This is a genomic window from Devosia faecipullorum (genome assembly GCF_015158295.1).
GTDB classification, from domain to species: Bacteria; Pseudomonadota; Alphaproteobacteria; order Rhizobiales; family Devosiaceae; genus Devosia; species Devosia faecipullorum.
In genome coordinates, this window is record NZ_JACDXV010000007.1 from 110,708 (window position 1) to 131,741 (window position 21,034).

General features: G+C 60.5%; 22 protein-coding genes, 1 tRNA gene and 3 pseudogenes. 16 read left to right on the forward strand and 10 right to left on the reverse strand.

The features are described from left to right. Nucleotides 1-30 precede the first annotated feature (30 nt). The gene (locus tag H0482_RS14355; protein ID WP_407925734.1) at nt 31-1,044 is read right to left on the reverse strand and encodes a sugar ABC transporter substrate-binding protein; all 1,014 of its coding nucleotides are present in this window, start codon (nt 1,042-1,044) and stop codon (nt 31-33) included. 187 nt (nt 1,045-1,231) lie between these two features. Between H0482_RS14355 and H0482_RS14360 the strand changes: the two genes are divergently transcribed. Together H0482_RS14360 and H0482_RS14365 are read left to right on the forward strand one after the other, a co-directional pair. Next, nucleotides 1,232-2,422 (forward strand): ROK family transcriptional regulator, encoded by a 1,191-nt coding sequence (locus H0482_RS14360; RefSeq protein WP_193730768.1) that lies wholly within the window; start codon nt 1,232-1,234, stop codon nt 2,420-2,422. A gap of 169 nt (nt 2,423-2,591) precedes the next feature. After that, nucleotides 2,592-2,665: transfer RNA gene (locus H0482_RS14365), tRNA-Gly, on the forward strand. Nucleotides 2,666-2,828: 163 nt separating this feature from the next. Here H0482_RS14365 and H0482_RS14370 read toward each other — a convergent pair. The 7 genes and pseudogenes from H0482_RS14370 to H0482_RS14395 form a co-directional block, all read right to left on the reverse strand. After that, on the reverse strand, nt 2,829-4,334 hold the full coding sequence (locus H0482_RS14370) for a tripartite tricarboxylate transporter permease (RefSeq protein ID WP_193730769.1): 1,506 nt from the start codon (nt 4,332-4,334) through the stop codon (nt 2,829-2,831). 2 nt (nt 4,335-4,336) lie between these two features. Beyond that, a complete protein-coding gene (locus H0482_RS14375; protein WP_193730770.1) occupies nt 4,337-4,801 on the reverse strand; it encodes a tripartite tricarboxylate transporter TctB family protein in 465 nt (154 codons plus the stop codon). 19 nt (nt 4,802-4,820) lie between these two features. Continuing rightward, on the reverse strand, nt 4,821-5,153 hold the full coding sequence (locus tag H0482_RS16955) for an NAD-binding protein (protein ID WP_330998273.1): 333 nt from the start codon (nt 5,151-5,153) through the stop codon (nt 4,821-4,823). Beyond that, nucleotides 5,062-5,571 (reverse strand): annotated as a pseudogene (locus tag H0482_RS16960) (MBL fold metallo-hydrolase); the annotation flags it as partial. The gene H0482_RS16955 and the pseudogene H0482_RS16960, both read right to left, overlap by 92 nt. 21 nt (nt 5,572-5,592) lie before the next feature. Further along, on the reverse strand, nt 5,593-5,976 hold the full coding sequence (locus tag H0482_RS14385; protein ID WP_193730772.1) for a carboxymuconolactone decarboxylase family protein: 384 nt from the start codon (nt 5,974-5,976) through the stop codon (nt 5,593-5,595). Between the two features lie 12 nt (nt 5,977-5,988). Beyond that, a complete protein-coding gene (locus tag H0482_RS14390; protein ID WP_193730773.1) occupies nt 5,989-7,350 on the reverse strand; it encodes an MmgE/PrpD family protein in 1,362 nt (453 codons plus the stop codon). Beyond that, nucleotides 7,347-8,090, reverse strand: coding sequence for an SDR family NAD(P)-dependent oxidoreductase (locus tag H0482_RS14395; protein ID WP_193730774.1), 744 nt, complete (start codon nt 8,088-8,090; stop codon nt 7,347-7,349). The genes H0482_RS14390 and H0482_RS14395 overlap by 4 nt, the downstream gene beginning before the upstream one ends. A gap of 181 nt (nt 8,091-8,271) precedes the next feature. Between H0482_RS14395 and H0482_RS14400 the strand changes: the two genes are divergently transcribed. From H0482_RS14400 to H0482_RS14415, 4 genes are all read left to right on the forward strand, one after another. Next, nucleotides 8,272-9,048: an HpcH/HpaI aldolase family protein gene (locus tag H0482_RS14400; protein ID WP_193730775.1), complete on the forward strand. Its 777-nt coding sequence runs from the start codon at nt 8,272-8,274 to the stop codon at nt 9,046-9,048. Nucleotides 9,049-9,071: 23 nt separating this feature from the next. Continuing rightward, nucleotides 9,072-9,968, forward strand: a complete 897-nt coding sequence (locus tag H0482_RS14405) for a cupin domain-containing protein (protein ID WP_193730776.1) — start codon at nt 9,072-9,074, stop codon at nt 9,966-9,968. A 22-nt stretch (nt 9,969-9,990) separates the two neighbouring features. Next, the gene (locus H0482_RS14410) at nt 9,991-10,935 is read left to right on the forward strand and encodes a DUF6282 family protein (protein ID WP_193730777.1); all 945 of its coding nucleotides are present in this window, start codon (nt 9,991-9,993) and stop codon (nt 10,933-10,935) included. Nucleotides 10,936-11,005: 70 nt separating this feature from the next. Beyond that, on the forward strand, nt 11,006-11,983 hold the full coding sequence (locus H0482_RS14415; RefSeq protein WP_193730778.1) for a Bug family tripartite tricarboxylate transporter substrate binding protein: 978 nt from the start codon (nt 11,006-11,008) through the stop codon (nt 11,981-11,983). Between the two features lie 47 nt (nt 11,984-12,030). Here the strand turns inward: H0482_RS14415 and H0482_RS14420 are convergent, their stop codons facing one another. Beyond that, nucleotides 12,031-12,972 carry a DUF6282 family protein gene (locus tag H0482_RS14420; RefSeq protein WP_193730779.1) on the reverse strand — a complete coding sequence of 314 codons (942 nt, stop codon included), beginning with the start codon at nt 12,970-12,972 and terminating at the stop codon, nt 12,031-12,033. A 158-nt stretch (nt 12,973-13,130) separates the two neighbouring features. On the opposite strand from H0482_RS14420, the gene H0482_RS14425 reads away from it, so the two are divergent. The 10 genes and pseudogenes from H0482_RS14425 (at nt 13,131) to H0482_RS14460 (ending at nt 20,277) form a co-directional block, all read left to right on the forward strand. Then, a complete protein-coding gene (locus tag H0482_RS14425) occupies nt 13,131-15,077 on the forward strand; it encodes a flavin-containing monooxygenase (RefSeq protein WP_193730780.1) in 1,947 nt (648 codons plus the stop codon). Further along, on the forward strand, nt 15,070-15,465 hold the full coding sequence (locus H0482_RS14430) for a lipocalin-like domain-containing protein (RefSeq protein ID WP_193730781.1): 396 nt from the start codon (nt 15,070-15,072) through the stop codon (nt 15,463-15,465). Before H0482_RS14425 ends, H0482_RS14430 begins: the two co-directional genes overlap by 8 nt. A gap of 69 nt (nt 15,466-15,534) precedes the next feature. Then, complete coding sequence (locus H0482_RS14435; protein ID WP_193730782.1) at nt 15,535-16,347, forward strand: DNA-binding transcriptional regulator; 813 nt, start codon at nt 15,535-15,537, stop codon at nt 16,345-16,347. A gap of 99 nt (nt 16,348-16,446) precedes the next feature. Continuing rightward, nucleotides 16,447-16,628, forward strand: a pseudogene (locus H0482_RS16965) (aldehyde dehydrogenase family protein); the annotation flags it as partial. Further along, nucleotides 16,572-16,795 (forward strand): annotated as a pseudogene (locus H0482_RS16970) (aldehyde dehydrogenase family protein); the annotation flags it as partial. The pseudogenes H0482_RS16965 and H0482_RS16970, both read left to right, overlap by 57 nt. Nucleotides 16,796-16,891: 96 nt before the next feature. Continuing rightward, entirely contained in the window at nt 16,892-17,059 is a 168-nt protein-coding gene (locus tag H0482_RS16975; RefSeq protein WP_330998268.1) for an aldehyde dehydrogenase family protein, read from the forward strand. Continuing rightward, the gene (locus H0482_RS14445) at nt 17,049-18,029 is read left to right on the forward strand and encodes an aldo/keto reductase (protein ID WP_193730783.1); all 981 of its coding nucleotides are present in this window, start codon (nt 17,049-17,051) and stop codon (nt 18,027-18,029) included. The genes H0482_RS16975 and H0482_RS14445 overlap by 11 nt, the downstream gene beginning before the upstream one ends. 97 nt (nt 18,030-18,126) lie before the next feature. Beyond that, nucleotides 18,127-18,477: a hypothetical protein gene (locus H0482_RS14450; RefSeq protein WP_193730784.1), complete on the forward strand. Its 351-nt coding sequence runs from the start codon at nt 18,127-18,129 to the stop codon at nt 18,475-18,477. Between the two features lie 88 nt (nt 18,478-18,565). Continuing rightward, nucleotides 18,566-19,468 (forward strand): DUF6282 family protein, encoded by a 903-nt coding sequence (locus H0482_RS14455; protein WP_193730785.1) that lies wholly within the window; start codon nt 18,566-18,568, stop codon nt 19,466-19,468. Between the two features lie 2 nt (nt 19,469-19,470). Continuing rightward, on the forward strand, nt 19,471-20,277 hold the full coding sequence (locus H0482_RS14460; RefSeq protein WP_193730786.1) for an amidohydrolase family protein: 807 nt from the start codon (nt 19,471-19,473) through the stop codon (nt 20,275-20,277). Between the two features lie 261 nt (nt 20,278-20,538). Here the strand turns inward: H0482_RS14460 and H0482_RS14465 are convergent, their stop codons facing one another. Further along, nucleotides 20,539-21,024: a nuclear transport factor 2 family protein gene (locus H0482_RS14465; RefSeq protein WP_193730787.1), complete on the reverse strand. Its 486-nt coding sequence runs from the start codon at nt 21,022-21,024 to the stop codon at nt 20,539-20,541. Nucleotides 21,025-21,034 lie beyond the last annotated feature (10 nt).

A 21,034-nucleotide genomic window follows, 5' to 3' on the forward strand; every position in this document is an offset into this window, starting at 1 on the left:
CCCTGCCGTCATTATAGACTATAAGCGGGATCAGCCCCAGCAGAGTTCGGCGCCGCGCGTGCTGTCGATGGAATCGACGCCAGCGACCGGCTCGTCGGTGACCAAGGCCACGCCGGTATCAAAGAAGTCCTTGCCCGGGGTCGGCTCGGGCTTGGTGCCGGTATCGGCCCAGGCCTTGATCGCCTCGACGCCCAGCGCCGCCATCTGCAGTGGATATTGCTGGGAGGTAGCGCCGATGACGCCATCACGCACATTGGCCACGCCGGGGCAACCGCCGTCCACGGACACGATGAGCACGTCGTTTTCGCGGCCGAAGGATTTCAGCGCCTCATAGGCGCCGGCGGCGGAAGGCTCATTGATGGTGTGGACGACGTTGATATTGGGATCCTTGGTCAGAAGGTTCTCCATGGCCTTGCGGCCACCTTCCTCGTTACCGGCGGTCACGTCATGACCGACAATGCGCGGATCGGTTTCGTCGCCCCACTTGTTGGGATCGCCCAGATCGATGCCAAAACCCTGCAGGAAGCCCTGATTGCGCAGGACGTCGACAGTGGGCTGGCTGATGCCCAGATTGAGCAGGGCGATGCGCGCATTGGCGGCATCGGCGCCCAGCTTGCCCGCCGCCCATTTGCCGATCAGCTCGCCGGCGAGGAAATTGTCGGTGGCAAAGGTGGCGTCGGCGGCATCGATGGGGGTGAGCGGGGTGTCGAGCGCGATGACCAAAAGGCCGGCATCGCGCGCCTGCTGCACCGATTGCACGATGGCCGAGGTGTCCGAAGCGGTGATCATAATGCCTCTGGCGCCGTCGGCGATGCAGGTCTCGATGGCGGCAACCTGGGATTCATGGTCGCCATCGATGCGGCCAGCATAGGATTTGAGCGTCACGCCCAGCTCAGCCGCCTTGGCCTCGGCGCCCTCCTTCATCTTGACGAAGAAAGGGTTGGTGTCGGTCTTGGTGATGAGGCAGGCGGATACGTCCTGGGCCATGGCGGCCGACGTCATGGCGGCAAGGCACAAAGCCGTGCCCAAAAGCAGCTTCTTCACTGGATCTCTCCCTGATCGGGCCCGCAGCGGTGAGGCTCCTCCCCCCGCGTCGCCGCCCATCTTGTTTGATTGAACGCGCTTATCGTGGAGAGGAATCCAAATCCCGTCAATATATAAATCTTGTTTATTTATTTATTTCCTCGCGCCCATCTTCCGCGAGGGGAAAGCCTTCACTATGGTGCCGGCCATGGATAATGCAGTCATCCGATCGCTGAGCGGCGGCGTGAACCAGAGCGGGGTTCGCGACTATAATGAACGCCTGTTGCTGACGCTGTTGCAGCGCAATGGACCGACTGCCGGAAGCGAGCTGGCGCGGCTCGCAAACCTTTCTCCGCAAACAATTTCCATCATCCTGCGCGAGATGGAGGCCGAAGGGCTGCTGGCGCGCGGCGCCCCGGTCAAGGGCAAGGTCGGCAAACCCTCCGTGCCCATGAGCCTGGCCGAAAACGGAGTGCTCTCTTTCGGCGTCAAGATCGGGCGGCGCAGCGCCGTATTGCTGCTGGCCGATTTTCGCGGAACGGTGCGTCACGAATTGCAGCTGACCTATAATTATCCCCTGCCCGGCCCGATCTTTGCCTTTTTGCGCGCCGGGCTCGAAACGATTCTGGGCCAGTGCAGCGCCGCCGAGCGGCAGCGCATCTGTGGCGTCGGCATCGGCACCCCGTTTGAGCTGTGGCGATGGAACGAATTGGTGGGCGCGCCCGCCGCCGAATTCATCGCCTGGAAGGATGTGGACTTCGCCGCCGAACTGGGAAAATTCACCGACCTGCCGGTCAGCGTGGTCAATGACGCGACGGCAGGCTGCCAGGCCGAGCATATTTATGGGCGTGGCAAGGAATTCCGCGACTATGCCTATTTCTTTATCGGCGCCTTTGTCGGCGGCGGCATCGTGCTCAATCATTCGGTCTATCAGGGCCATTACGGCAATGCCGGGGCGCTGGGATCGCTGCGCAGTTTCGGGCCGCAGGGCGAAAGCCAGCAATTGATCGACACCGCCTCGATCCATCTCCTGGAAACCCGGCTCACCGAAAACGGACAGGATCCACAGGAACTCTGGGACCAGCCGCAGGACTGGAGCCGTTTCGCCCGTTTCGTCGAACCCTGGCTTGGCCGCACCGCGCAGGAACTGGCGCGGGCCAGCCTTTCGGTCTGCGCGGTGATCGACTTCGAAGCCATTCTGATCGACGGGGCTTTCCCCGAAACGGTCAAGCAGGAACTGGTCGAGCGGACGCGGCGCTACCTGGTCAATCAGGACATGCGCGGCCTGATCGTTCCACGCATCGAGGCCGGTGCCGTCGGCGGCAATGCCAGGGCCATCGGCGCGGCAACAAGCCCGCTTTTCGAACGCTATTTCATGAACGGCAATATCCGGCTGTAGCGCGCGCCGCCCAGGTTGGCCGCAATGCGCCTCGGGCCCTGCAAGAGCCGGCACGCGCTATTCTCGCCGGTGCCCAAAACCGGCGCCAAGGCCGCTTGACGCCCCGGCCGAATTCCAGCATTGATTGCGCGCTTCCGAAACCGGAGGCGCGGACCCATCAGGGTCTCGGGCGGGTGTAGCTCAATGGTAGAGCAGAAGCTTCCCAAGCTTACGACGAGGGTTCGATTCCCTTCACCCGCTCCAGAATCTACAGTCATCGTCCGGCCGGCACCGACGGATCGAATTTGGTTGCCGAGATTTGCTCCCAGCATTCGAAGCTACAGAAACCGGAATATCCGGTTCCTGAGCGGCAGCAGAATCGAAGGACCACTGGCTACGGAGGGGTCTCTAGAAGGCACCCGACGCCTCAGGTTTCCTCAACGAAGACCTCATTTCGCTTCCTGGTAACCGCTGGGAGCAGAATGATCGCCAAGACGACCGCCGCCAGCACCAGCAGAAATGCGCTGACGGGACGGGTTGCGAACACGGACGCATCGCCACCCGAAATCAGCATTGCGCGCCGGAAATGCTCCTCGATCATGGGCCCAAGGATGAAGCCCAGAATTAGTGGCGCGAGTTCGCATTCGAGCTTGATCAATACGTAGCCGAGAAGGCCCGCGATGGTGATCTGGTAGACCCCGAAAGACGAATTGTTGACGCTGTAGACCCCTATGCAGCAGAAGGCGATGATGATGGGGAAGAGCACGGTGTAAGGCACCTGCAGGAGCTTAATCCAAAGTCCGACAAGCGGTAGGTTCAGTATCAGCAGCATCGCATTGCCGACCCACATGGAGACAATAAGCCCCCAGAACAGGGTCGGGTTGTTGTTGATGACACCGGGACCGGGCACGACGCCCTGAATGATCAATGCGCCGATCATGAGCGCCATTATCACATTGGACGGGATCCCCAGAGCCAGCATCGGGATGAAGGACGTTTGCGCGCCCGCATTGTTGGCGGATTCAGGCGCAACAACACCTTCGATCGCGCCATGTCCCATCTCCTTCCCGTGCGGCGAGACCTTCTTTTCCACCGTATAGGCGACAAAGGATGACAGGAGCGCTCCGCCCCCGGGCAGAACGCCCAGCATGGAGCCGATCGCAGTGCCGCGGACCATGGGCGCAATCATGCGCTTGAAATCTTCGCGCGTTGGCATAAGCCGCATTACCTTGGCAACGCTCCCAGTGGAGCCATCGCGCTGCTCAAGATTGCGCATGATTTCGCTGATACCGAAAAGGCCGACGGCGATGGCGACGAATTCCAGGCCGTCGAGCATCTGGCGAACGCCGAAGGTAAAGCGAGCGGCCCCGGTATAGATGTCGGTACCTGTCAGGCCCAGCAAGAGCCCCAGGAAGATCATGCCCAGCGCCTTGACGATGGAGCCGGAAGCCAGGGCTATGGAGGAGACCAGGCCAACCACCATCAGCGAGAAATACTCTGCTGGTCCGAAGTTGAAAGCTAGAAGCGTCAGTGGTTTGGCGACCAGCGCAATGAGAAGCGTCGCGACGGTGCCGGCAAAGAACGACCCGATGGCCGCGGCGGCGAGGGCCGGCCCGCCCCTGCCCTGCTGCGCCATCTTGTAGCCGTCGATTGTCGTGACCGCCGACGAGGTTTCGCCGGGTAGCTTGAGCAGAATAGCGGTGGTCGAGCCGCCATATTGCGAGCCGTAATAGATGCCCGCCAGCATGATCAGGGAGCCCTCGGGCGAAAGACCGAAGGTGATCGGCAAGAGCATGGCAATTGTCGCGAGCGGCCCGATACCCGGCAACACGCCGATCACCGTTCCCAGCAAGGTCCCAATGAAGCAATAAAGCAGATTGATGGGCTGGAAACTGACGGCAAGGCCGAGTGCGAGGTTACCAAAGACGTCCATGGTCACGCCCTCCACGCAAAAATGTCACCGAAGATCGGCAGCGGCACTCCGAGACCGAAGCTGAACACCGCGCTGCAGAAGACGGCGATGCAAATGCTGGTCAGGATATTGTTTCGGAGGGAGATACGAGGATCAGCCCAGCACGCGATGAAACTTGTCAAAAACGTACCGGGGAGCATCCCCAGGTCATCCACAAAGGCCGCGAAAATCACCGTGGCGACCGAGATGAAGATCATGGCGCGCCATGGCACAACGCCGAAGGGACTTTCACTCGCGACCCAGAAGGCGCGTCCGATGACGACGACACCAGTCAATCCAAGGCAGCCCGCCAGCATGGCCGGGAAAAATCCCGGTCCCATCTGAGTCAGCGACCCCACCGACATCGTGCCAACGGACATGTAACCATAGGTCAAAGCGAACGCGATGAAGATCAGCCCCGTGGCGAGATCCTTGCGGTTGATTGACATCCTTACTCCCCCTAGAGCGTCAGGCTCGCACCTCGACACCACCCCATCCCTCAACCACCCGGCATATGGAGGTGAAATCGGAGTTGGGGCCGTATTTGGCATTTGTTACTGCGAGCATTTGTTGCACGACGGCACCTACCACCATGGGCACGCCCATGGCTTCTGCCTCGTTGACGCACATCCGCACGTCTTTGAAGAAAAGGCCCGTCGCAAATATGAGCGTAGCGATGCGCGGCGTCCGAGGCGACGACGACAGGGCCGTGCTGCGTTTGCACCCCAAGCGCCTGCCGCCCCCCAGCATGTCCGCCAATGTGGTGAAGGGTGATGCCGGGAAACAGTCCGGTATCGCCATCGTCGAAGCACACCCTGCCAGCACAGACGCGGAGCACCCACACCACGGCGTCATCCAGTTCATAGAGATGGCTCATACCCGGATGACACATGCACTGCCCGGTGGCGAACCCCATCTCGCTGTCCTGGATGTGAAAGCGAGCGCGTAGAAACAGGCCATCGTTTCCGGCGTGGTCGTAGTGCATGTGAGTGATGACCACGTTCTCGATCGTCTCGGGGTCAACACCCAGCGCTTCCAGCCCCTCGCGGGCTGAATGCGTGATCATCCGCCCGCGCAGATGGGCGTTGCGCAACACCCAGACGTAGTAATTGAGCGGCATGGGGCCCTTATGCGGATCACCGCCGATAAAATTCTCAGCGGCGCCGCGGTCGTGCCGGGCATCGGCTATGACATAGGCCTCGCAGAGATGATCGCTCATGACCGGCAAACCGCTTAATCGTTAATTGCCGGCGTCGATATCGGCGAAAGCTTCGCGGGCGATGCGGAACGAGTCGACGCCTGCCGGTATACCGCAATAGATGGCGACCTGGAGGAAAACCTCTCGGATTTCATCCTTTGAAACGCCGTTCTTCAGCGCACCCTTGACGTGCATCTTGAGTTCGTGAGGGCGGTTGAGCGCGCTAATCATCGCCAAGTTCAGAAGGCTGCGGGTCTTGCGATCGAGCGTGTCACGGCCCCAGACGGCGCCCCAGCAATATTCTGTGGTCAGTTCCTGCATGGGGCGGTTGAAGTCGTCCGCCGAGGCAAACGACTTCTCGACGAACTCGGCGCCCAATACTGACTTGCGGATTTCAAGGCCGATATCGAAGGTCTTCTGATCCATTGGATGTCCTCTTTAGTGAACGTTGCGCGGCACTTGCAGCGCATTGAGGGGGGATGCATCGCCAGTGGCGAGGTTGTTGACGTGATCGACCAGTTCCGCAGCCTGACTGGCGCCAAGGGCCGCGCGCGCGGACGACAGGAAGCGGGCGTAGACCAGATCCGAAGAGGCCACCTCGACATCGTCGAGCGCGCATGAGATCTCCTGCCCGTCGAACGTAGTCAGCGTGACGCGCGCGGGCTGGCGCCCGGGATAGGCAGCGGTGAGTTCGGGATCTGCGACGAGCCTGGTGCGGCTGATGAGGCGAGCGATCTCCGCGTCTTCCAAGTCAGCATAGTTGTCGCTGTCGAGCCGCGCTCGGCGTACTACGCTGGCAACGCCAAACTGGATACTCATCTTGGCCGCGAGCATGGTGTCGAATGGCCCGACGGCATTGCAGCCCGGATAAAGCAAGGCCGCCTGGGTGGCGTCGACGCGGATAGCGGCAACTTGGGCGCTGTCCACCTCCAGCTTCAAACGAGCGGCGAGTGCCGCCTGGCTGGGCGTCTGGGCAAAGTTGCAGGCCGGCGCTTGCTTGTGAAAGACCTTGAGGATTTCAAAGCCATCCTGGAAAAGCCCCTTGACCGGCTGCGGTTCACGGCGCGCAAAGGCGCGGAAGATGCCGGCTTCGCCCTCAACCACGTCGCGTGTGGCAAAGGCTCCGGATGCGGCAAGATCTACGCAGGTCAGCGCATTGCGGGCAGCGAACCCGGCGTGAAAATACATGTCGCTGCCACCGGCGACGGGCCACTGGTTGAGGCCGGCGGCGCAGTTGACGGCGAGCGAAAGCGCCGAGGACGTGCTGTTGGCATCCAGGGTTCGCAACTGGCACAACGCAGCCACGGCGGCGAACGGGCCAACAATACCCGTCGGCCGGAACAGGCGCGCAAGCTCGGCGGTCATGATTGCACTGCCAAGCCTTGCGCCAGCCTCGTAACCGGCCACGGCTGCGGCCAGAAGCTCATGTCCGGTCACCTGACGGCCGGTTCTGGAAAGCTCTGCCAGCAAGGCTGGCCAGACAACGATGCCGAGATGTGCGATCGACCCGACATGCATGTCTTCCCGAACGAGACCGTGTGCGGCCACCGCATTGGCAAAGGCTGCGTCACCTGCCGCCGAGAAAGCACCTAGCGGGATTGAGGCAGCGCCGCTCGCATTCTTCTCGGCGTGCCCGATAGCCTGCTGCGCCCACGGAAGGTTGCGGGCCTCGTAGGCAGCCGAGAAATAGTCGGCAAGGCAGAGCTGGGCTTTCTCAAGCACGTGCTCCGGCATAGGGGCGGTGCGGCATGCAACGAGCGCAGCGGCAAAAGACTCCACTACGCTCGTATTCAGGCTCATCGGGGCCCCGCAATGGTGATACCGGCATCAATCTTGAGCGTGACGCCGGCAATGCTTGCCGCTTCGTCAGAAGCAAGAAAGACAGCGGCCGATGCCACCTCGCGATCTGTTACGAGACGCCCAAGCGGGGTCATGTTGCGGCGCTTTTCCCAGCCCTCCGCGTCAATAACAGAGCTGGCCCCCGGCGTCTCTACAGCCCCCGGCGCAAGCGCATTGACGCGAATGCCATAGACGCCCAACTCGACGGCCTGCTGGCGCGTGAATGCATCGACCGCACCCTTGATAGAGGTGTAGACTGCTGCGTTCTTGATGGCGAAGGAAACAGCCACCGACGAAAGGCTGATGATGCTGCCACCACCGCGCGCTATCAGGTGCGGCGTCGCTGCCTGGGTACTCCAGTAAGTGCCCTTGACCCCGACATCGAGCATGCGGTCGATGATGTCTTCAGGCATGTCGGTCAGCTGCGCGTAGTGAAAGGCCACCGCGTTGTTGACCATCGCATCGAGACCGCCCTGAGAGGCAAAGTCATCGACGGCCGCATGCACGGCGGCGCGATTGCGAACGTCAAGCACATAGGCCTTGGCACCGGGAATGGCAGCCGCGGCGCTTTCGACCAGCGGGGCATTGATGTCAGCCAGTGCGACGGTCGCGCCCTCTTCGGCGAAACGCCGCGCGATGGCAGCGCCAATGCCCCCGCCCGCGCCTGTAATGAATGCGCGCTTGCCGTGTAGTTTGCCCAATTGGAGGTCCTCCGATGCTGTTCGCGGTGGCCGCTTGTTGGTTCGCTTACTCGGCCCAGGAGCCCAAACTGTCGAACGCTACCTAACCCCGTTTCACTCTGCGAAATGGAGGGACTGAGAAGTCCCGCGCCCCCACGTCAATGGCTAGCTTGTGCCTGACACAAGGCCGAGAAGGGTCACAATGACTAAAGCAGAGGGCACGTTGCCCACCTTTGCGCAGCGCATGAAGGCGCGCGAAACTCTCTATGGAACATTCGTCAAGATACCCACGCCGCATGCCACCGAGGTGATCGCTTCGGTAGGCTATGATTTCGTGGTGATCGATCAGGAGCACGCGCCGTTTGATCGCGCAGCAATCGACACGATCATTCTTGCTGGATATGCCAATAACTTGCCGACGCTTGTCCGCGTTGGTGATGCTTCTGCCGCCAATATCCTGAGCGTGCTCGATTGCGGCGCGGCAGGTGTGCTCGTGCCCCATGTCGATACCGCAGAGAAGGCGCGTCAGGTTGCGTCGGCCTGCCGATATCGCGGGGGAACGCGAGGCTTCTCACGGACGGGCCGTGCCGGAGGATATGGCATGGCGGGCGTCACCGAACATATCGAGCGACAGGACGAACAGGTCCTTTGCATTGCGATGATCGAAGATGTGGCCGCGATCGAGAATGTCGAAGAGATCGCTGCCGTTGAGGGGATCGATGCGATCTTCATTGGACGCGCCGATCTCTCAGTCGCGATGGGGGAAATCACCAGCTCTGCGCCCCGGGTTGTCGAAGCAGTAAAGACCATCGCCGACGGGGTTGGACGCGCTGGCAAGCTGCTGCTGACTCTGGCGGAAAGCGTGGCCGATCGAGAAGCCATGCAGGCTATAGGCGCAACTTCGTTCCTTGTCGGATCGGACCTCGCCTTTCTCCGGCGCGCCGCCACCCAGTCCCTCACCGAGCATTCCCGCACCTAGCCTAGACCACGAGGAAGAATTTCATGTACGTCACCTCAGACCCGCGCGCCAAGCTCGCACCCTCTGCTTCCAGCAAGGCTTCCGCTCGGCAGTCCTCGGCAAACTACGCTCGATTCTACGAGACGGAACCTCAGGAACGTTCAGACCTGAGCCGGTCGTGGTATGCGCGTGCCCAGAATTTTGTGACCGTCTATTCCGAAGCAGATGCACGCGCAAAGTTCCCGCGTTCAAGCCAGCCGGACGAATACGCGCTGCTGCTGGTCGATCCGCAGAGCCGCATCGCGGTTGAATGGAACGGGGATCGTGTTGAAGTCGGAGGGCAAGCCATCGTCTTCGTGCCACCGGGCGATAGTGTCATCGAGGTTCTGTCGGGCGGACGGCTCATTCGGCTGTTCAGCACCGCTGCGGCAGACATCGTCGCCGCCTGCCCGCCCGGATATGACGAGGACCCCAATGTTCCCCCGCTCGAGCCGTGGCCCGAGCCCGTCGGCGGCTGGCGCATTCGCCACTACTCGATGGACATTCCTCAAGAAGAGGGCCGCCTGGGCCGTATTTTCCGCAGTCGGAATTTCATGATCAACTACATCTATCCCCGCAGCGGTCCGCGCGCGCGCTCGAGCATGTCGCCGCACAGCCATGCGGACTTCCAGCAATGCTCGATGAGCCTTGAAGGCACTTACATGCATCACCTCCGCTGGCCTTGGGGCAATGATGCGGACCTCTGGCGGGCGGACGAGCACGCGCTCTGCAACTCCCCCTCGGTGACCATTATCCCCGCCCAGGTGATCCACACATCTGAAGCAATTGGCAGCGATACGAATTTCCTCATCGACATCTTCAGCCCACCGCGCGAGGACTTTTCCAAGCAGCCCGGCTGGGTGCTCAATGCGGATGAGTACCCAGAGCCCTCCTTCGACTGATTTGACACCAAGGACATCCAAAATGACTTCAGTCAAACTCGTCGGCCAGGAGCGTGATGATGCGATCTCCGCGCTGCTCGTCGGTGCCGTAGACTTGCATTGCCACAGTGGCCCGGCGGTCATGCCGCGCATACTCGATCACCATGAGCAATTAATGGAGGCGTCAGCGGCCGGTTTCCGTGCTGTGGTCACCAAGGACCACTTTTACCTTGGTACGCCACACGCCCTCCTGCTGGAAACGCTCTTTCCGGATACAGGAACCCGGATGTTCTCCGGCATCGCGCTCAACAACGCATCGGGCGGCATCAACCCGCACGCCGTCGATCACGCGGTTAAACTTGGCGCCAAGATCGTGTGGATGCCCACCCTGTCTGCGGCGAACCACATCGCAAAGATGGCAACCGAAGCGAAGACATTTCCCAAGGTTGCTGGCGCACTAGACGCAATCCCGCTCTCCGTACTTGACGCCAATGGTCGGTTGACCGACCAGACGCTTCAAGTGTTGGACCTGATCGCGGCCGCCGATGTGATCTTGGCCGGTGGCCACCTGAGTGCCAAAGAACTGCTGATCCTCTTCGAAGAAGGCCGCCGCCGTGGGGTCAAAAAAATGATGGTGAACCACCCCACCTACGTCATCAGCTGCACGGACGACGACATTCGCGCAATGGTCGAACTCGGTGCCAAGATGGAACATTCCATCTGCCAATTCATCCCCGGGCGAGCCCAAAAATTCGAGAAGGAGTTCGCGGTGCATCTGATCGAGGCCGCTGGCGTGGAGAACACCATCTTTGGCTCTGACCTGGGGCTAAGCGGCTCGGCTCGGCCGGTCGATGGCTACCGCACGTTCGTCGGCCAGCTCCTTGATCTCGGCGTTGCGCCGGACGACATCACCACGATGATTTCGCGCAATGGCGCGCTCTGGCTCAACCTCGACGAGCCTGTTTCAGCAGGTGAAACAGCAGCCTGACTCTGTTCCTTTCGATACCAAGTACGATAAAATCCAACCGTCGGAACCCCGACATTCCTGGGAGGAAATCATGAAACGTCTACGCAACTTCGCCCTTGGGGCGATGGCGACTTTGCTCGCCCTGCCTCTTGCCACCGGCACGGCCCTCGCTGCCTTTCCCGAACGGCAGATCACTATTGTCATCGGCTTCCCGCCGGGCGGAGCGGACGTGTTCACCCGCATGATCGCCGAATACATGACTGACAAGCTCGGTGTCCCTGTGGTGGTGGAGAACCGCCCCGGCGCATCAGGCACGATCGGAGCCGAGGTGGTGGCTTCTGCCAAGCCGGATGGCTACACCATTCTTTTCGCCACCAATGGAAATGCAGCCAATGCCAAGCTGCTCTATCCCAACCTGCCATATGATCCCCAGACCGATCTGCAGCCGATCATGAAGCTGGGAACATCGTCGATGGTCATAGCTGCAGGCGCCCAGCAGCCCTATACCAACATGAGCGAGTTCATCGCCTACGCCAAAGCCAATCCAGGTGCTATCTCGGTAGCCCATCCCGGTATCGGCGGACTTGGCCACGTCGCGATGGAATACATCAAGCGCGAAGCCGAGATCGACGTGAAGATCATCCCCTATACCGGTTCTGGTACGCTCATACCCGATCTGTTGGCTGGTCACATTCAGGCATCGAGCGACAGCATGCCCTCCTACCTGCCCTATGTTCAGGAAGGCAGTGTTCGCTACCTCGCACAGCTCGGCCCAGAGCGGAATCCGCTAATGCCCGGCGACGTCCCAACCATGCGCGAGAGTGGCATCGAGTTCGACTCCTACATCTGGTACTCGCTGCTCGGACCGGCAGGCATGCCCGAAGAAGCTGTCAACGTCATCAATGCAACGGTGACGGAATATCTCGGCCTGCCGGAAACCGTCGATGCGCTTGCCAAGCTGATGATCACGCCTGGCCCCACCGCCCCGCAGGGCCTGGCAGATACCATCACCAAGGAGCTAGAAACCTGGGGTCCGATCATCAAAGACGTCGGCATTACCCTTCAGTAGTTTCCAATCAGCAGATAAATCGGGCGGCCCTCGTTGGCCGCCCTTTTTCATGCCGTTGGCGCCACGTTGCGAAACTCGACTCCTTCCGGCGCGTCGATACCAACCAGCCGGCACGCGTTCTCGCAGGTCATCTGCCGGATCTGCTGCGGGGTAAACCCGAGATCAAGACAGAGTTCGATAACGGCCCTAAAACCCGGAACAGGCCGCGGATTGAACGTCTGGCCGAGATCTGAACCGATTATGGTTCGGTCAATGCCGGCAACGTCGACATAATCGCGCAGGGTGTCGAAATCGAACTTCCGCGACACGCCCTCGATCAACATGCAGGCGCAGTGTTCCAGATAGACCCCCATCGCCGAAAGCTCTGCAAGATCCTCACGCCTGGCTTCTATCCAATATGTAGGATGACTGACGACCATCCGCTGAACACCGCGCGACTTTGCCTCGCTGAATAGCGGATACATTTCGCTGATATGCAGATGCCCGCCGCACAGCACGGCATCGTATTCGGCGATGAGCTCGAGGATTGGCTTCACCTCGTCCCGCAAGTGCCCAAAGTCATCCAGCACGCTCAGCGCTTGTGGCGCGCGCATGCCCAGGCGTCCATGGAGATTGTAGCGAAATGCGGTCGTCAGGTGATTGCGCGAGCACAAGGTGGGCATCCACACCATGCGCGCACCCAGCGAAAGACCGTACTCGACCGCATGGGCATTGAAGCCACCGAGCTGATTGTTCAGCGGCACGCCAGACAACAGGTGGATGGATCGGTTGCCGCGCCTGTACCGCGAAAGAACATTCATGACGGGCGCGTTGGAATAGAAGTGATCCTTAAAAAGCACGGCATGGCGACCTGCCTCTTCTGCGTCCGCGATCTGCTCAAGGTGATCGAGCTTCCTCTCCATCACGGAAGGACCGGAATGACAGTGCAGGTCCACTGCACCGCGCAGGAGGAGGTCAACCAGTTCAGCGCGATCGTGAGTGTCAGACATTTGATCCCCTTTTGCTTCCAGAACCTCATCGCACTCCCACCCGATACACAGCCTTGAAGCCCCTTAATTTCACCTAGTGAAATCAGCCGACACGGCGGACGATCCGGTTTGAAGGCTTGGATAGGCATGGTCCACCTTCATTCACGGCAGGGATTGCCATGACACAAAGTGCAGCATTGCCGATCGACCGCGAACCATCCCAGGTACGTGCGGCACTAGCAGATGCAGACGTTTCCGTTTTGCTGATGGTACTGGTGCAGTTGACCGGCGACATGGACCTGCTGGATCGCTACGCGCCCTTGTTGGGTCGTCCCGGCGAGTTCACCCACTCCATTCCGCAGCCTATGCTGGATGAACTTCTGGACCGACTGGCAGAACGTCTAACGGATGCAACGCCAGCGCCGCATGAGATTGATCCGGAAGTGCTGCGTCGGATGATGTCAGCCTTTGTTGGCGAAGACATCTCCGATCTTCATCTCACCATGCTGCTTGAAGACCTGGGCTTCCGCAAATCGGAGCCACCGCTCGCGCCTGCCAGCTCCGACCAGGGGAAAAAAGCGGCTGATTTCAAGGTGCTGGTCATCGGCGCCGGGGCCTCGGGCATTTGCGCGGGCATCGGCCTCAAAGAGGCGGGGATCGACTTCCAGATCATCGAGCGAAATGACGATGTCGGCGGTGTCTGGCACGAGAACACCTATCCCGGATGTGGGGTCGACAGCGCGAACCATCTCTACTGCTATTCGTTCGAACTCAACCACAACTGGTCGCGCTACTACGTCAAGCAGGCCGAACTTCGCGACTATCTCCACGACTGTGCGGTCAAGTACGGGGTGATGCCGTATGTCCGACTGCGCGAGGAAGTCACATCACTACGCTATGACGAAAAGACTGCCCGTTGGCACGTCACCATCCGCGTGGCCAATGGCGCCGAGCGCACAGTTGTCGTCAACGCTGTGATCAGTTCGGTCGGGCAGTTGAACCAACCGGCGTTTCCACGCCTGAAGGGCATCGACAGTTTTGCCGGCGTCAGCATGCACACTGCCCGGTGGCGCCATGATGTCGACCTCAAGGGCAAGTCGGTCGCGATGATCGGCACTGGCGCAAGCGGCATGCAGGTCGGACCCGCGATTGCCGACGAGGTGGAACGCCTCACCATTTTCCAGCGCTCGGCGCCCTGGGTTTTGCCGCGGCACAATTACCACAACACTGTCACTGATAGCGTCAAATGGGTCCTCGCTCATGTGCCTCACTATGCGCGCTGGTACAGGTTTCTCCTGTTCTGGGCGTATGGGGATGGCGTTTACCCGCTGCTCAAGATCGACCGCTCATGGAAGTCTGCTGGCTCCATCTCCGAGCGAAACGCCGAGACCCGCAAGCTCTGGCTGAAATATGTCGAAGCGGAAATGGGTGACCTGCCGGAACTCTATGCAAAGGTCGTTCCCGACTATCCGCCTTATGGCAAGCGGTCGCTTCGCGACAATGACTGGTACCAGACCCTGCGCCGCGAGGACGTTGAGCTGGTCAACAAGTCCATCACCGAGATCGTTCCCGACGGGATCATCGACAGCGACGGTCGCCACTACCCCACGGACGTCATCGTCTATGCAACGGGGTTTGAGGCCAGCCGCATGCTCTACCCCATGGACATCGTCGGGGTTGGGGGGCGGAAGATCCGGGACCTCTGGGGGGACGATAATCCGCGCGCCTATCTCGGCATTACGGTCCCAGCCTTCCCCAACCTCTTTCTCACCTATGGGCCCAATACCAATTTGGCTCATGGCGGGAGCATCATCTTCCACGCCGAGTGTCAGGTTCACTACATCCTGTCGTGCCTGGCGGCGCTATCGGATGCTGGTGCCGATGCCATGGATTGCACACAAGATGCGCACGACGCCTACAACGCCAAGGCCGATGAAACCCTGGCGGAAATGGTGTGGTCCTTTGAAGGCGTGACGAACTGGTACAAGAATTCGACAGGTCGAGTGACGACCAACTCGCCGTGGTCTCTGGTCGACTACTGGCACATGACTCGCCAGCCAGATCGAGCGGCCTACACATTCATTCGGGCAGGCGAAACATCTGAAACGGAGCGCAAAAGTGCATAATCTTATTGGCGTCTGGCGCCTCGTCGACATCACCAACAAGGACAAGGACGGCAATATCCTGCCGCCATCCTACGGTCCGCTCAAGATGGGGCTTATCACCTTCACCGAGCACAATCGCATGATGGTGGTGATCTGCGACGGACGCGAGCACCTTCCAGAGGGCATGACCCAGCGCGAATATACTTCCTACGCGGGCACCTACCGGTTTGACGGCACGACCCTGGTGACGGCAGTTGATTGCTCGACATTGACCAATCCGCCACGCGTCGGGACCGATCAGGTTCGCCCGGCGCGCTTCGACGGCAACCGCGTCATTCTGACGGCGCCGCCGGTCGAGATCGATGGCATCATCCAATATCGCGATCTCACCTGGGAGAAGATCGCCTGACGGGGTGAGTTTTGCTTGCCGAGCGGGCCAGCTGAAGCCATCGTGTTTGTGATTTTTGGGAGGAAAATCATGACATCCTACGAACCGGTTACGTCCGTAATGCGCTCACTGGAGCTGTTGGCGATTTTGAATCGCCAGCGCGTTTCCACCATCGAGCACATGCACCGGCTGACTGGCCTGCCCAAACCAACCATCGTTCGGCTTCTTGAGACCATGATGGCCGCCGGCTATGTCGCGCGGGACACACGTGGCAAGGGCTATCAGGTCACCTCGCAAGTTGGGGAGCTGAGCTGCGGGTTTCATGGAGCTCCGCAGGTCGTGGAGGCTGGCCGCCCTTGGGCGCTGGAACTGACACGCATGTTCAGCTGGCCGGCAGCCATCGCCGTCCTTGATCGGAACGCGATGCTGGTCTGCTACACGACGAGCGGTGACAGCCCGATCGCGCCCTATCATGGGCTGATCTATACGCGACTTGGGCTCATCACGAAGGCGCTTGGCAGAGCCTATCTGGCATTCTGTCCTCCCGAAGAACGGCGCCTGATCTATAGACTTCTGGCGACCGAACAACATCCCGACGAGGAACTGATGACCGCCCCGGAGGCAGTAGATCGGATGATCGCGATGACGCGCCGCCAGGACTTTGCCGAGAGGCAACGCGCGGTCAAACCTGAGGCCTCATCGAGCGTCGCCGTGCCAATCTATCAACACGGCTCCGACCGTGTGCTTGGCACTATCGGCCTAACCTACTACGCGAGCGCCGTGAAGCGTGCGGACATTCTCGATCGCTACGTACCGCAACTCAAAATCGCGGCCTCCGGGATCAGCGAAAACGTCTCACGCATGCAAGCGGCCATGGATGTCGAAACGGAGCTCGTGCACTAGCGCCGGCTCGCCAAACCCGGACAACCAATGAGCAACTTCGCCCTCAACGACCCGACACTTTTGACCAGCAAGGCATATTTTGCCGGCGCCTGGCAAACGATGCCCAAGGGCCAGACGATAGCCGTCACCAATCCATTTGACAGTGGACTTGTCGGCACAGTGCCTGCCCTTTGCGTGGATGAGGCACGAGCGGCCATTGGCGCGGCGGCAGCGGCCCAGCCCGCATGGGCGCAAAAGACGGCCAAGGAGCGGGCTCAGACCCTCCGCCGCTGGCACGAACTGATCATCGAAAACCCAGAGAACCTCGCGCTGATCCTGACCCGCGAACATGGAAAGCCGTACGGGCCGGCGGACCTCCCGGCGTTTTTTCTGTCATCCCCGGCCCCTCCCGGCCGATCGGAGAAAAATTCTGTCGCAATCCCAAGGTCGCCAAAACTACCTTCACTGGATCGACCAAAGTCGGTCGCCGGCCGATACGCAACGGGGCCGACACGATCATGCGACTGTCGCTCGAACTCGGCGGCAGGCCCTGGAAGTCGGGGTGGTGGGCGTCAATCGCGGAGCACTTGCCAACGACATGGCGCCCCTTGGTGGGGTCACGCAGTCGGGTCTCGACCGCGAAGGTTCCAAATACGGCATCGATGAATATCTCGACTTGAAATATGTCTGCCTCGGCGGACGGCACCCCCTGGGAGACGGGCATGAATTATAGACGCCTCGGCCATACCGGCCTGGAAATCTCACCAATATGCGTTGGTTGCATGAGCTTTGGCGTTGCGACCGAAGGCGACCACAGCTGGACCTTAGGCGAAGAGGAGAGCCGCTCGATCATTCGTCGCGCACTCGATGCAGGGCTAAATTTCTTCGACACTGCCAACGTCTATTCGGCAGGAACGAGCGAGGAGATTGTTGGCCGCGCCCTCAAGGACCTCACCCGACGGGAAGACGTTGTTATCGCGACGAAAGTTCATGGCCGGATGCGTCCCGGTCCGAATGGAGCGGGCCTGTCTCGTCGCCACATCATGGAGCAGATCGACGCCAGCCTCAGACGCCTGGGAACCGACTACATCGATCTCTACCAGGTGCATCGCTGGGACCCGAATACCCCCGTCGAGGAAACCCTCGAAGCCTTGGACGACGTGGTCCGCGCCGGAAAGGCGCGATATATCGGCGCTTCATCCATGTACGCCTGGCAGTTCTCCAAGGCATTGAATCTGCAGGAAAGGCATGGTTGGGCGCGCTATGTGACCATGCAGAACCATCTCAACCTTCTCTATCGCGAAGAGGAGCGGGAGATGATTCCCCTCTGCATCGACCAAAATATCGGCCTCCTTCCCTGGAGTCCGATGGCACGCGGCAGGCTGGCCCGCCCTGCGGGCGAGCAGACCAGCCGTGATCAGACCGACCGGGTCACAGCCCGGATGTATGGCGAAAATGATGCTGCTGACGTCGCAATCATCGACGCGGTTGGCCGGGTAGCTGAGCGGCACGGAGCGGCACGCAGCCAGATTGCCCTCGCCTGGGTGCGACAGAAACAACCCGTCAGCGCCCCGATCTTTGGCGCTACCTCGGTGGCACAACTTGAATTCGCGTTGGCCTCACTGAAGGTCACCCTCTCTCCCGAAGACATCGCTGAACTCGAGGCGCCTTACCAACCGCGACCCGTCGCCGGTCACGGCTGATCTCGCCCGACCTTGCGGCGCCGATCTCTCCAAACTGCTCGCCGCTCCGTCGCGGTAGCCTGCCCTTGCCGACAAGGCGGCATGGCGCGATCCGGCAATGGTCACCGTCTTCCGGGAGGTCCTGCAGGACGGCGACCCGACCACGTGCGATCGGGATCCACCAACCTATCGCAGCCCGAATGGCATGCTCGAGAACCTCTATCTAATGGGCACAACTGGTCAAAAACTCTTTCACGCCCGCCAGATCACCCGCCCGGTCTTCATCGCGAACCCGAAATATGACGGCCGCTGCCGCGACACCGACATGGACGTCTTCTGCCATGACCTCTATCGCACATCGGATGTAACCCACGGGCAGGCAAAGAATTCCACACACTATCTGTTGCTGGACAGGCCCGAGCGCGGTCGAGCCGAATTCCCGACGCGCCTCGATGAATCCTTGAATTGATTTCACGCACCGAAACACAGGCGTCGGCATGGTGCGGCCCCCACGTGATCAATGTCATACTAGAGGTGTATTGACGGAACCTCTCAGCATGACCTTCGACCTCTCGAACAACGCGCTCATTCCTCTGGTCGCGGGCTCCATCGATCTGCACGGCCGGAGCGTTGCTCCCAAGGGGAACTCGAAAGATCTTCTCGACATTGCGCGTGACGCCTCGGAAGCTGGCCTTGCAGCCATCACCTTCATGGATCCGCACTTCTCGCCGACGCCACTCGTGGAGACGCTCAAGCGACATGAATGTGCCGACACTAAAACGCGCCTGCTGTCGGGCATCGAGCTCAATATTTGCGTTGGTGGGCTAAACGTCTACGCCGCGGAGCACGAACTCATGATTGGTGGGCGCATCGTGAGCATGCCCACGACGTCTGCCGCCAACTATTTCCGCCAGATCGGGCGCAGATCGCTCGACCGTCAGAATGCAGTGCGGCACCCGGCCCTCGAAGTACTCGACCCATTCGGCGAACCACTCGATGCGGTAAAGGAAATTCTCGACATCATCGCCGCGCACGACGCGGTGCTTGCGACCGGCTTTCTCCACACAAGCGAGATTGGCCCCCTGCTCCATGCAGCGAGCCAGCGCGGCGTCAGTCGCATGCTGATCACGCATTCGGGCATAGACGTCGGCATGAGCATGTCGGACATGCGTGACTTTGCGGCCCTGGGCGCCTTTGTCGAGCACTGCCCCGATGCCGGCATCGACTGCTTGGGTGACTACGCTCCGTTCGAGCATTCGCGCGCCTTCATCTCGGCAATCAGTATCGATCGGACCATTCTGGTCCCAAGGCAGAGCCGGACTGATGAGGACGGTATCTTTGGCCGGATGGCCACGACCATTCGATGCGGGTTGGACCTCGGTTACAGCCCAGAGGAAATTCGACAGATGGTGTCTACCAATGCCGGTCGGCTATTGGGCTTGCCGACGAGAGACAGGTGACAATGACCATATACGACGCGCCACTGGTGGATTCTCACTTTCACCTCTACACGACCGACATGCCGTTGGCGAAATCCGCCTGGCATCATCCCGATCACGACGCCTCCATCGAACAATGCCTCGCCACGTTCGATGCGCACGGGGTAAGCTTTGGCGTTGTCTCCGCGGCCAGCCTCTATGGTACCTACAATGATTATGTCCGAAAGGCTATCAAGGCGAACAAGCGCCTGCGGGGCACCGCGATGGTCGATACCGCCTGGGACATCTACCAGCTCGAAAGCCTGCGCGCTGACGGCTTTGTCGGCTTGCGTTTCCTGTGGCGGCCCTTGGAAGCAATTCCGGACCTTGCCTCGGAGGAATATCGCCGCCTGCTGCGTCGCTGTGCGGATCTGGGATGGCATATCCACCTGACAGATCGGCCGAATCGGATAGACGCGACAATCCGGGCTATCGAGGCGGCAGGCGTTCGCGTCGTGCTCGACCACATCGGGCTCATCGACACCGAGGCCGGCATCGACGACCCTGCATTCCGCGCAATCCTGGATGCGATTGATCGGGGACGTACTTGGGTAAAGCTGTCGGCAGGCTTCCGGTTCAAGCAGCCTGGGCTGGCGGACCGATGTGCGTCAGCCCTCGTTTCCGCTGGCGGTTGGGAGCGTCTCGTTTGGGCCAGCGACTGGCCTTTTGCAGGCTTTGAAGGCACCGTCACCTATGCAGACACGATTTCGGCACTGAAGCGTTGGGTTCCGGACAGCAATATGCGCCACGCTATCGGCGGCCGAACGCCGCTCAAGCTCTACTTCGCGTAGGCACACTGAACCCTGGCCAAACAAAGGGGCCGGCTCAAAAGCCGGCCCCTTCTCTTTAAACCGCTTCGGTGAAGACCTCGTCATGCCGCCCAACCTCATGCAGCAGCCGCCTGGCGTTGGCCGCTTCGACACCTCCGTCAGCCCCCGGAATAAAGGCCCTCTTGTTCATTCTTTATCCACCTATGGGTGCACTGGGGACACCGTGGGCAAAGGGTCTGGCCGAGGAATGGCGGAATGCGTTTCGTCTGGCGGAGTGAGCTGTCAGGAAGCCGGCTTGCTGGCGAGCCGGCGCGCCATTTCTTTCGTGGAAAGAGCCGTTGTTTCGCCGCCACGGAAGAGGGTTTGCCAGCGGCGCTCCTCACAAAGCCACTCGCCGTCCTCCTGTCGCAGGAAAAGGTCATGCACAAGCGAAATGGCCACCGGCGCCGCTGATGGCTGTGGCGCTTCTCCGTCGCTTGCAAAGAGCGTGCAGATCCAATTCACTTCAGCCCGTCCCCCCTCGAGATGAAGAAGGTGGAAGTTGTTGACGAGGTGGACATTGACCCGCGCCCCCCTGCTCTTGCGCCAAGAGTAGAACTCGCGGATCTGGTCGCGCCCTTCGTATCTGGCATTCGGGCTCACGAAGACGGCCATTTGTGTGTAGTGCTCCTCCGCGCGCTCGCCCCAGCGGAAGTCCACCTCGTGCCAATAGGCGATGACCTTCTCTTCGAGGTATCTCGAAAGAGCACTGCGTTCGGAAACATCCATATCTGCTACT

Coding starts and splice junctions, on each gene's coding strand:
- H0482_RS14415 (WP_193730778.1), top strand. CDS start 11,006: ATGAAACGTCTACGCAACTTCGCCCTTGGGGCGATGGCGACTTTGCTC.
- H0482_RS14410 (WP_193730777.1), top strand. CDS start 9,991: ATGACTTCAGTCAAACTCGTCGGCCAGGAGCGTGATGATGCGATCTCC.
- H0482_RS14420 (WP_193730779.1), bottom strand. CDS start 12,972: ATGTCTGACACTCACGATCGCGCTGAACTGGTTGACCTCCTCCTGCGC.
- H0482_RS14425 (WP_193730780.1), top strand. CDS start 13,131: ATGACACAAAGTGCAGCATTGCCGATCGACCGCGAACCATCCCAGGTA.
- H0482_RS14465 (WP_193730787.1), bottom strand. CDS start 21,024: ATGGATGTTTCCGAACGCAGTGCTCTTTCGAGATACCTCGAAGAGAAG.
- H0482_RS14360 (WP_193730768.1), top strand. CDS start 1,232: ATGGATAATGCAGTCATCCGATCGCTGAGCGGCGGCGTGAACCAGAGC.
- H0482_RS14385 (WP_193730772.1), bottom strand. CDS start 5,976: ATGGATCAGAAGACCTTCGATATCGGCCTTGAAATCCGCAAGTCAGTA.
- H0482_RS14370 (WP_193730769.1), bottom strand. CDS start 4,334: ATGGACGTCTTTGGTAACCTCGCACTCGGCCTTGCCGTCAGTTTCCAG.
- H0482_RS14445 (WP_193730783.1), top strand. CDS start 17,049: ATGAATTATAGACGCCTCGGCCATACCGGCCTGGAAATCTCACCAATA.
- H0482_RS14400 (WP_193730775.1), top strand. CDS start 8,272: ATGACTAAAGCAGAGGGCACGTTGCCCACCTTTGCGCAGCGCATGAAG.
- H0482_RS14375 (WP_193730770.1), bottom strand. CDS start 4,801: ATGTCAATCAACCGCAAGGATCTCGCCACGGGGCTGATCTTCATCGCG.
- H0482_RS14460 (WP_193730786.1), top strand. CDS start 19,471: ATGACCATATACGACGCGCCACTGGTGGATTCTCACTTTCACCTCTAC.
- H0482_RS14435 (WP_193730782.1), top strand. CDS start 15,535: ATGACATCCTACGAACCGGTTACGTCCGTAATGCGCTCACTGGAGCTG.
- H0482_RS14405 (WP_193730776.1), top strand. CDS start 9,072: ATGTACGTCACCTCAGACCCGCGCGCCAAGCTCGCACCCTCTGCTTCC.
- H0482_RS14390 (WP_193730773.1), bottom strand. CDS start 7,350: ATGAGCCTGAATACGAGCGTAGTGGAGTCTTTTGCCGCTGCGCTCGTT.
- H0482_RS16955 (WP_330998273.1), bottom strand. CDS start 5,153: ATGGCGATACCGGACTGTTTCCCGGCATCACCCTTCACCACATTGGCG.
- H0482_RS14450 (WP_193730784.1), top strand. CDS start 18,127: ATGGTCACCGTCTTCCGGGAGGTCCTGCAGGACGGCGACCCGACCACG.
- H0482_RS14455 (WP_193730785.1), top strand. CDS start 18,566: ATGACCTTCGACCTCTCGAACAACGCGCTCATTCCTCTGGTCGCGGGC.